This is a genomic window from Planktosalinus sp. (genome assembly GCF_059864935.1).
Window position 1 is genome coordinate 1 of record NZ_JCBCCK010000014.1, and the last position, 8965, is coordinate 8965.

General features: G+C 38.4%; 8 protein-coding genes. 5 read left to right on the forward strand and 3 right to left on the reverse strand.

The window, feature by feature from the left end:
• The coding region (locus AC6F75_RS00475; protein WP_500712963.1) for a ZIP family metal transporter at positions 1-342 on the forward strand (342 nt) is incomplete at its 5' end.
• A 3-nt stretch (positions 343-345) separates the two neighbouring features.
• Here the strand turns inward: AC6F75_RS00475 and AC6F75_RS00480 are convergent.
• Positions 346-858: a CBS domain-containing protein gene (locus tag AC6F75_RS00480; protein WP_500712964.1), complete on the reverse strand. Its 513-nt coding sequence runs from the start codon at positions 856-858 to the stop codon at positions 346-348.
• A 66-nt stretch (positions 859-924) separates the two neighbouring features.
• Between AC6F75_RS00480 and AC6F75_RS00485 the strand changes: the two genes are divergently transcribed.
• Together AC6F75_RS00485 and AC6F75_RS00490 are read left to right on the forward strand one after the other, a co-directional pair.
• Positions 925-3297, forward strand: a complete 2373-nt coding sequence (locus tag AC6F75_RS00485; RefSeq protein ID WP_500712965.1) for a M20/M25/M40 family metallo-hydrolase — start codon at positions 925-927, stop codon at positions 3295-3297.
• The gene (locus AC6F75_RS00490) at positions 3284-4084 is read left to right on the forward strand and encodes a Rossmann-fold NAD(P)-binding domain-containing protein (protein WP_500712966.1); all 801 of its coding nucleotides are present in this window, start codon (positions 3284-3286) and stop codon (positions 4082-4084) included. The genes AC6F75_RS00485 and AC6F75_RS00490 overlap by 14 nt, the downstream gene beginning before the upstream one ends.
• Positions 4085-4136: 52 nt before the next feature.
• On the opposite strand, the gene AC6F75_RS00495 is transcribed toward AC6F75_RS00490, so the two are convergent.
• Together AC6F75_RS00495 and AC6F75_RS00500 are read right to left on the reverse strand one after the other, a co-directional pair.
• Positions 4137-6197, reverse strand: coding sequence for a M13-type metalloendopeptidase (locus tag AC6F75_RS00495; RefSeq protein ID WP_500712967.1), 2061 nt, complete (start codon positions 6195-6197; stop codon positions 4137-4139).
• Between the two features lie 277 nt (positions 6198-6474).
• A complete protein-coding gene (locus tag AC6F75_RS00500; RefSeq protein ID WP_500712968.1) occupies positions 6475-7029 on the reverse strand; it encodes a hypothetical protein in 555 nt (184 codons plus the stop codon).
• Between the two features lie 157 nt (positions 7030-7186).
• On the opposite strand from AC6F75_RS00500, the gene AC6F75_RS00505 reads away from it, so the two are divergent.
• On the forward strand, positions 7187-8134 hold the full coding sequence (locus tag AC6F75_RS00505; protein WP_500712969.1) for an NAD-dependent epimerase/dehydratase family protein: 948 nt from the start codon (positions 7187-7189) through the stop codon (positions 8132-8134).
• Between the two features lie 413 nt (positions 8135-8547).
• Positions 8548-8965 (forward strand): hypothetical protein (locus tag AC6F75_RS00510; RefSeq protein WP_500712970.1); only part of this gene is annotated, 418 nt, incomplete at its 3' end.

The following is an 8965-nucleotide window of genomic DNA, read 5'->3' on the forward strand; positions in this document are numbered from 1 at the left end:
GCAGTAGCCTTAGCTATGGGTATTGGTTTGCAAAATTTCCCTGAAGGAATTGCTGTGGCCATGCCGTTGCGTCGTGCTGGGATGAGCAGAAAAAAAAGTTTTATGTATGGACAGGCATCTGCAATTGTAGAGCCCATTGCAGCCGTCATCGGTGCCTGGGCTGTTTTAACTTTTGAACCCATTTTACCTTATGCTCTTGCTTTTGCTGCCGGTGCTATGATATTTGTCGTTGTGGAAGAAGTCATACCTGAAACGCAACAAGACAAACATACAGACATTGCCACTATGGGCTTTATCGGAGGGTTTATCATTATGATGATGCTCGATGTGGGGCTGAGTTAAACCTTACTTGTTGGGATCCCAGGTTTGGGCTTTCATTAGGACTGCAGCTTTGAGTATATCTTTTTGGCTAATCATTCCAACCAATTTTTTGTCTTCAACAATGGGAAATCTCCTGCGTTTGGCATCAAGAAATTTTTTTGCTGCGTCAAAAATACTCATTTCCCCGTCAACTGTTTCCACGTCTCTGGACATGAAGCTTTCGACCTTAATATTTTCGATGGGCAAGTTATAATATTGACTGTCAGAAAGTTGCTTAATACAATCTCCTTCAGATATTACCCCAACCAATTCAAATTGGTCATTTACAACAGGGCCGCCTGAAATCTTATTATTGATAATAATTTCAATCACTTCAGGAATGGACTGTTCAGGTTTAAATACTGTTAAAGAGATGGACATGAAGTCTTTTACTTTAATATTTTGCGATGGGTTTTTGATTTGACCAACAAATTTACCCTGATAGCTTTTAACCATGACTAAATAATTTAGAAAAGAAATATAAGCAAAATTTTTCATTTTTTTATTACCCTTTTGCCAAAAAATAAAAAATGTATCTTTAAACGACTTTAAACCATTTTATCAATGAAATTTTCCAACCTGACTACCTTCATTTCTTTATTGTTTTTAATATTGCTTGTTTATTTGAGTTTCAAAACTTTGGTGCCTATAAAAATATCTGGTGCAACAACCACTGAAACCGAGTTTTCAACCGAGCGTGCATTAGAACATTTGAAAATCATTTCCGAAAAACCTCATTACATCGGCAGCGATGCACACGACGAAGTGCGGGAATATTTAATCACTCAACTTGAGTTTCTTGGATTGGAGCCTCACGTTCAGGAAGGATTTACACTCAATAAAAAGTGGGGGGTTTTGGCAAAGCCGAAAAACATTTTGGCTCGCATTTCCGGAAAGGAGCAAGGAAAAGCCCTGATGCTTTTAGCACATTATGACAGCGCACCACACTCAAAGAGCTATGGTGCCAGCGATGCGGGTTCGGGAGTAGTTGCTATTTTGGAGGGTGTGAGAGCGTATCTCGCGTCAGGTGAAATACCAAAAAATGACATCATTATCCTTTTCAGCGATGCCGAAGAAATCGGGCTGATGGGAGCCAAGCTTTTTGTGGAAGAACACCCCTGGGTGCAGGACGTGGGCATTGTTATTAATTTTGAAGCCAGAGGAAGCGGTGGGCCTTCAAACATGATTCTGGAAACTAACCAAGGTAATGCTACGCTAGTTAAGGAATTTGTAAAAGCAAATCCTTCTCATCCCGTTGCGTCTTCGTTGATGTACAGCGTTTATAAAATGCTGCCCAACGATACCGATTCCACTATTTTCAGAGAGTTGGCCGATATTGACAGCTACTTTTTTGCCTTTATTGATGATCATTACCATTACCACACCGCAGAAGATTCGTATGAAAATTTAGATAGAAACACCTTGGAGCATCAGGGTACATATGTGATGGCTATTTTAAATCACTTTGGAGAAAGCGATTTATCAAATCTTAAAGCAGAGAGAGATTACATCTATTTTAATGTGCCATTTATAAAAATGGTGTATTACCCTTTTTTATGGATAATGCCTTTGTTAATCATTGCTATTTTACTCTTTATAGGGTTGATGGTTTATGGCATGAAAAACAAAAAACTAAGTGGTTTAGAAATTCTCAAAGGATTTGTACCGTTTGTGCTGTCTCTGGTAATTTGCGGATTGTTAGCCCATTTTGGATGGAAATTGTTACTTAAACTTTACCCCGGTTACAGTGAAATTTTACACGGATTCACCTACAATGGGCATTTATACATCACTTTTTTTGTGACCATTTCCCTTGCAATCACATTTTGGATGTATTACAGGTTATACAATAAGGAAAAAGCGGTCAACTTGCTTATTGCCCCCTTGTTTATTTGGTTGATTATTTGTGCACTTTTAGCTATATATCTCAAAGGAGGCTCTTTTTTTATTGTGCCGGTGTACTTTACCTTAGTAATGCTTTTTTTAAGAATAAAATACAAACAACCCAATGTGATTGTTTTGCTTTTTTTGAGTGTTCCGGCAATTTTTATACTGGCGCCGCTCATTCAGTTTTTTCCCGTTGGGCTTGGGTTAAAAATGCTGGTGGGCAGCGCGGTTTTCACGGTCTTGCTGTTTGGACTACTTTTGCCGGTTCTGGTTTCTTTCAGAATGAAAAAAACTTTTGCAAGCCTTTTTTTGATTTTAGGCATCATAAGTTTGGTAACTGCTCATTTTCAGTCGGGATTCAGTGATGAACGGCATAAACCCAACAGTTTGGTTTATTTGCAAAATACCGACACAGGAGAATCATTTTGGGTAACATATGATGAGGTACTCGATTCCTGGACAGAAAATTATCTGGGTGACACAAAAGTAAAAGCTTCTGAAGTTATTGAAAATGTTGCCGGCAGCAAATACGGCACTGGGTTTTCCTATGCAGTTGCTGCACCTGACAAAGCCATCCCCAAGCCAGAAATCAAATTGATTCAGGATTCGGTTTACAATGATATGCGAAAAGTAACCCTACTCATCAATCCCAACCGACGTGTAAACAGGATGGCTTTGTTTGCTGATAAAGATGCCGTGATTCAAGACTTTATTGTTAATGGAGTTGCCTTTCCAAAGAATGATTCCACAGGCAATGCCATAGAAAATCGACGGACAAATATTTTGTTAAGCTATTATGTGTCTGACGGCGACAGTCTAGAAATTAAATACAGTTTTCATAGAGACCAAAAAATACCGTTTCTCATTCAGGAAATGTCTTTTGATTTACTGGAGCACGACAGTTTTTCAATTCCTGAACGCTCTGTTTCAGAAATGCCCAAACCATTTATCACGACTGACGCTGTGATTTTACAAAAAACAATAGACATTGATACACTTGCCCCTCAAACCATTCCTGAACCAATTGAAGAAAAAAATGACACAGATTAGCATTTTGGGTTGTGGTTGGCTGGGTTTGCCTTTGGCGGTTTCACTGCAGCGAAAAGGATACAGTATTAAAGGCTCCACCACATCGTCTGAAAAAATCGATGATTTAAGGAAAGCAGGAATCCGACCTTTTTTGATTCAGCTTGATACTGAAAAAATCATTGGTGATGTTAATAAATTTCTGGAAGGGAGTCGAAGTTTAATCGTCAATGTCCCTCCGGGAATGAGAGGCAATTCGTCTGAAATGTTCAGCAGAAAAATGGAAAAGTTTATTCCTTTTATCCGGGAATCCGAAATTGAAAATCTATTGTTTGTAAGTTCCACCTCAGTTTTCGGTGATGAGCAAGGCATTGTTGATGAAAACACCTTGCCAATTCCTGATTCATTTTCCGGAAAAGATTTACTAAAAACCGAACAACTTTTAAAATCCAATTCGGAATTTAAAACAACCATTCTTCGTTTTGGCGGATTAATAGGTGAAGACAGGCATCCTGTAAGCTACCTTTCTGGGAAAACCAATATGAAAGGCGGCAATGCACCGGTAAATCTAATTCATAGAGATGATTGTATCGGGTTAATTGAAAGAATTACAGAAAGCAATTTTTGGGGAAAGACAGTTCACGGGGTTTTCCCTGAACACCCGATAAAAAAAGTGTATTACATCAATAAGGCGAAAGAACTCAGTTTGCACCCCCCTGTATTTTTGGAGGAAGAGAATAGAGTTTATAAAAAAGTGGGGTCAAAGGAAGTTGCCGGGGCATTAAAGTACCAGTTTCAGAAAAGGATATAAAAAAAGCTGCTTCAGGATGAAACAGCTTTTTATCATTAAATATGAGTGTTAATTACCAAATTTTGATGCGGTCTTCAGGTGCCAGGTACATCGGGTCACTTTCTTTTGTTTCAAATGCTTCGTGAAACGCATCCAGATTCCTGATGGGCACCCAGGCTCTGTAATTTCCGGGAGAGTGAGGCCCTAAGCGCAATTGACGCACCATGGCTTCTTCTCTATATTGAATTCTCCAGATGGTTGCCCACGAAAGGAAGAATCTTTGCTCTTGAGTGAATCCGTCAATTTCTCCGGGATCTCCGTGCTCAGCTAGGTATAATCTTAAGCCATCCAGAGCAGCATTTGTCCCGCCAAGGTCACCAATATTTTCACCTAAAGCCAACTTACCGTTGATGTGCTGACCGGGCAAGACTTCAATTGTGCTGTACTGATCTGCAAGACCTTGGCCTAATGCTTCAAATGCTGTAAGATCTTCTTCGGTCCACCAGTTGTTGAGGTTGCCGTCTTTGTCATATCTTGCACCGCTATCATCAAATCCGTGTGAAATTTCGTGACCAATAACAGCTCCAATACCACCAAAGTTTACAGCAGGGTCTGCCTTATAATCATAAAAAGGCGGTTGCAAAATAGCCGCAGGAAATACAATTTCATTAAACGGTGGACTATAGTAAGCATTTACAACTTGTGGAGCCATAAACCATTCGGTTTTATCTACAGGTTGACCCAGTTTTTCAATGGCCCTGTTATAATTCCACTGTGAAGCAGCCATACGGTTTTCAAAATAAGTGGCCCCTTCTTTTACTTCCAGTTCAGAATAGTCTTTCCAATCATCAGGGTAACCAATTTTTATGTTTATACTGTGTAGTTTTTCCAAGGCCTTTACTTTAGTGTCTTCAGTCATCCATTCCAGAGCTTTAATCCTGGTGTCGTAGGCATCCACTACTTTAGCAATCATGTCTTCGGCTTTTTGCTTTGCTTCCGGCGGGAACATTTCGTCAACATACAGTTTCCCCAATGCTTCTCCCACTACTGCATTCACTATTGTTAGTGCCCTTTCATCAAGTGGTTTTTGCTTTTCGGCACCGGTCATTGTTTTGGCATAGAAATCCCAGTTTGCCTTTTCAATTTCCATTGAAAGCATACCTGAAGCACTGTTAAAAGCCGACCATCTTAAGAATGTTTTCCAGTCCTCCACTTCGTTTTTGGCAAACACATCCTTTAACGAAGCAAGGTAAGCCAATTCAGTGACAATAATAGTGTCAACTTGTGTTGCTCCAATACCTTCAAAATATCTGTTCCAATTGATTTGAGGAACCATTTTCTGTAGCTGATCAACTGAACGCGGATTGTTTCTTTTTCTGGCGTCTCGTCTTTCAACACGATCCATTCTTGGTTCTGCAAGTACAGTTTCAAAAGCTAATATGCGATGTGCCTGTGCTGCTGCTTCTTCTTCAGTGTCACCTAAAAACTGAAGCATACGGGTGATGTGTTCTACATATTTTTGACGTTTTTCTTTTGAGTCAGCATCGTCATTCAGATAATAATCCCTGTCTGGAAGTCCCAGCCCTGATGCGCCTAAATAGCCAATATTCATATTGCTGTCTGTAGGGGCACCGGAGACATAAAACCCAAAAAAGTCTGAACTGCCCATAGATTGCATTTCAATTAAATAATCTTGAAGGTCTTCCATGTTCTGAATGGAAGAAATGCGCTCCAGATAAGGCAGTAGAGGTTCAACTCCGGCTTCATCTCTTGCCACAGTATCCATAATTGATTCAAACAAATACACAGCTTTTGCCTGGTCAGACCCTTTTTTAAGATTGGGGTCAGTTATTGCATTTTTTAAAATGGCAAGTACATCATCATTCGTTTTTTTTCTTAAAACCGCAAAGCTTCCCCAGCTTGTTTCATCTTCGGGTATGGGATTTTCATCCAGCCAAGTCCCGTTTACATACCTGAAAAAATCTTCAGTGGGGCTCACTGTGGTGTCCATATAGGCAAGGTTAATACCTCTTGCTGTTTCTTCTGCTTGCTGTTTTTCTGTTTTACAGCCCATTGAAACAATAGCTATTACCGCTGCAAGAGCCAGCGCATTTTTTGTTGTTTTGGTTTTCATGTGTCTATTCTATTTGTTTTTAATTGGTCACATGGAACATCCTGAAAAGTTTTTTCCTTTTGAGTCAACTACTTGTAGAGATGTTTCATTATTTAATTTTTGGATTTGATTCTAATAAGACGCCCAAGATATTACTATTGTAATTGCTTTATTGTTAAAATAAAATTAAAAAAAGAAGATATAGTGTGACTATTCGTCTGAACTTAAAAAAATTACAAACGATTTTACTGAGTCAGATTTCAGCAAGTTATAAAGAAGAACTATAGCTGTAAAAGATTTAAAGCGAATCTGAAGCGGAAGTCTTTTGTGAATGTTCCAGATTTTCAAGAGTTCTGGCAAGCTCGTCAATGCGCTGTTTTTCAAAACGTTCATTAATTTGAATGATGAGGTTTGTAAAAGCGTTATTGGCTTCGTTAAGATGATTTGTAATGACATCAATCTCAGCATTGGGCTGATGAATGCTTTCTTCAAGCAGTTTAATTCTCACGTTCACGACTCGCATTCTTGAGGATATGGCGTTTGTGTTTAATACTTCAGGAATGTTTTTTAATAATGAATCTGCCACGGCTGACATGCGTTCGGTTTCACTTCTGTAGCTTCTTACATTGCCACGGTTAATTTGCTTCAAATCATTTTCAAATTCCTGAAAATACTGCCACGAGGTAATTTTATCCATAGCATCAGCTGAAAGATTCGGAAACTCAACCTCACTTTTAGGGAGATTGATTTCTATATCTTCAGAAGATAGATCAGTAGTACTTCCCGTATTTGAATTGCAGGAAACCAGCAAAACTAAAGAAGCAGTTATAAATATTAACTTTTTGAAACTCATGAGAAGTAAAGAAATAGTGTACGAAAATAAATTAAATTAATTTGAATGTTATCATCTTGTCAATAAAACAACGCCGATTGATTTGATATATTTTTCAAAAGGGACAATTCAAGCAAAAGTGATTGCTTATCTTTACCTGCTTTTAAAAAACAACTTAATGAAATCCAGAATACTTATCCTCGGAGCTTGCGGACAGATTGGCACTGAACTCACTGCCGCCTTACGTCACAAATACGGAAACCATAAAGTAATTGCCAGCGACATCAGGGAAGGCGAACCCGAATTGATGGAAAGCGGGCCGTTTGAAATTTTAGATGCCACTAATTATGAGGCCATAGAAAACATTGTCATTCGCTATGAAATCAGTGAAGTGTATTTAATGGCAGCAATGCTATCAGCCACTGCAGAAAAATTCCCAATGAAAGGCTGGAACCTGAACATGAACTCCTTGTTTAATGTGTTAAATCTCGCCAAAGACAAAAAGATTGAAAAAATATTCTGGCCGTCAAGCATTGCCGTTTTTGGGCCCACAACACCAAAATTGGACACGCCACAGCGCACCGTAATGGAACCTTCTACGGTTTATGGCATTAGCAAACAAACAGGTGAACGCTGGTGTGAGTATTACAGCAAGCGATATAACGTGGATGTAAGAAGTATTCGCTACCCCGGCATCATCAGTTGGCAAACCCTTCCGGGAGGAGGCACCACAGACTATGCCATAGACATATATTACAAAGCGTTAAAACACAAAAAATACATCTGTTTTTTAAATGGTGAAACCACACTACCAATGATGTATATGGACGATGCCATAAAAGCCACTTTGGACATTATGAGTGCTCCGGAAGAAATGATAAAAATCAAATCATCATACAATCTGGCAGCCATTAGTTTCAATCCTGAGGAAATTGCAGCCAGTATCAGGAAACAAATCCCTGAGTTTACCATAAACTATGAACCCGATTTTCGTCAGGCTATAGCAGACAGCTGGCCACAAAGTATAGATGATAAAGAAGCTCGGGAAGACTGGGGTTGGAAGTATTCATTTGATTTAGATGCAATTACAGATGTAATGTTATCTAATTTAAAAAAGCGCTATTAAAATAATGGCAATCATAAACCTGCCAACAGACCTTCAAACTTAATAATCACCTACAAATTAAAAAGGCGTTTTTGTCTTGTTTTTGTTGAATAATATACATTTCTGTAAAATATTTTCCTACAAAAAATCTATTGAAAAATACCTTATATCTGCACTTCGTCCAATTTTAGGGATACTTTATCGAAAACATATTTTTTTGTGAGAATCAAACGCGATTAAATAACTAATTTTGAACTGCATAAGTTGAAAAAAGTTGTTTTTTATCTTGTTTGGGGAACCAATTATGGTTTACAAGACTTAAAACACTTTATTCCCCTTTCTTCCTTAAGCGTAATCAGACACAAACTTTTACTTTCCCTTACTTTAATTTATAATAGAACTGTGTCTGTTGAATTATTTAAAATGAAAAGGATATGGAAAGAAAATTACTTAAAAAACTGAATTACAAATTGTTGTTGGTTAGCGTTGCCATAATGACTTTTGGTTTTATGGAAGCTCAGACCATTAGTACCCCTGTAGTCTCTGAAAACCCTTTAGTAGCTACTTTTACTTTAACCAATGGGGGTGGTCAAGACACCAATAACAAATTTCAGATTGGAACCGAATATAACTATATTTTAATGCCTGGAAATATTTCGTTTGGCAACTTTTCAATTCAAAACCCTCCAGGATTACCTAATGCATCAGCAAATTTTACTAGGCAAATATATGCACCTCTAGGCACCCAAGGGGGGGACTATACTATTGAAGTAAATTCTTCAAATCCTAGTTCCACAAGTGGAGAGAGTAACGAGTTTGAACTGTTTAACGATTTTGAAATTGATGACCAAG

What these genes read in the sequence shown, in the direction of transcription:
- AC6F75_RS00480 (WP_500712964.1), bottom strand. Translation starts at nt 858, where the DNA reads ATGAAAAATTTTGCTTATATTTCTTTTCTAAATTATTTAGTCATGGTT.
- AC6F75_RS00485 (WP_500712965.1), top strand. Translation starts at nt 925, where the DNA reads ATGAAATTTTCCAACCTGACTACCTTCATTTCTTTATTGTTTTTAATA.
- AC6F75_RS00490 (WP_500712966.1), top strand. Translation starts at nt 3,284, where the DNA reads ATGACACAGATTAGCATTTTGGGTTGTGGTTGGCTGGGTTTGCCTTTG.
- AC6F75_RS00495 (WP_500712967.1), bottom strand. Translation starts at nt 6,197, where the DNA reads ATGAAAACCAAAACAACAAAAAATGCGCTGGCTCTTGCAGCGGTAATA.
- AC6F75_RS00500 (WP_500712968.1), bottom strand. Translation starts at nt 7,029, where the DNA reads ATGAGTTTCAAAAAGTTAATATTTATAACTGCTTCTTTAGTTTTGCTG.
- AC6F75_RS00505 (WP_500712969.1), top strand. Translation starts at nt 7,187, where the DNA reads ATGAAATCCAGAATACTTATCCTCGGAGCTTGCGGACAGATTGGCACT.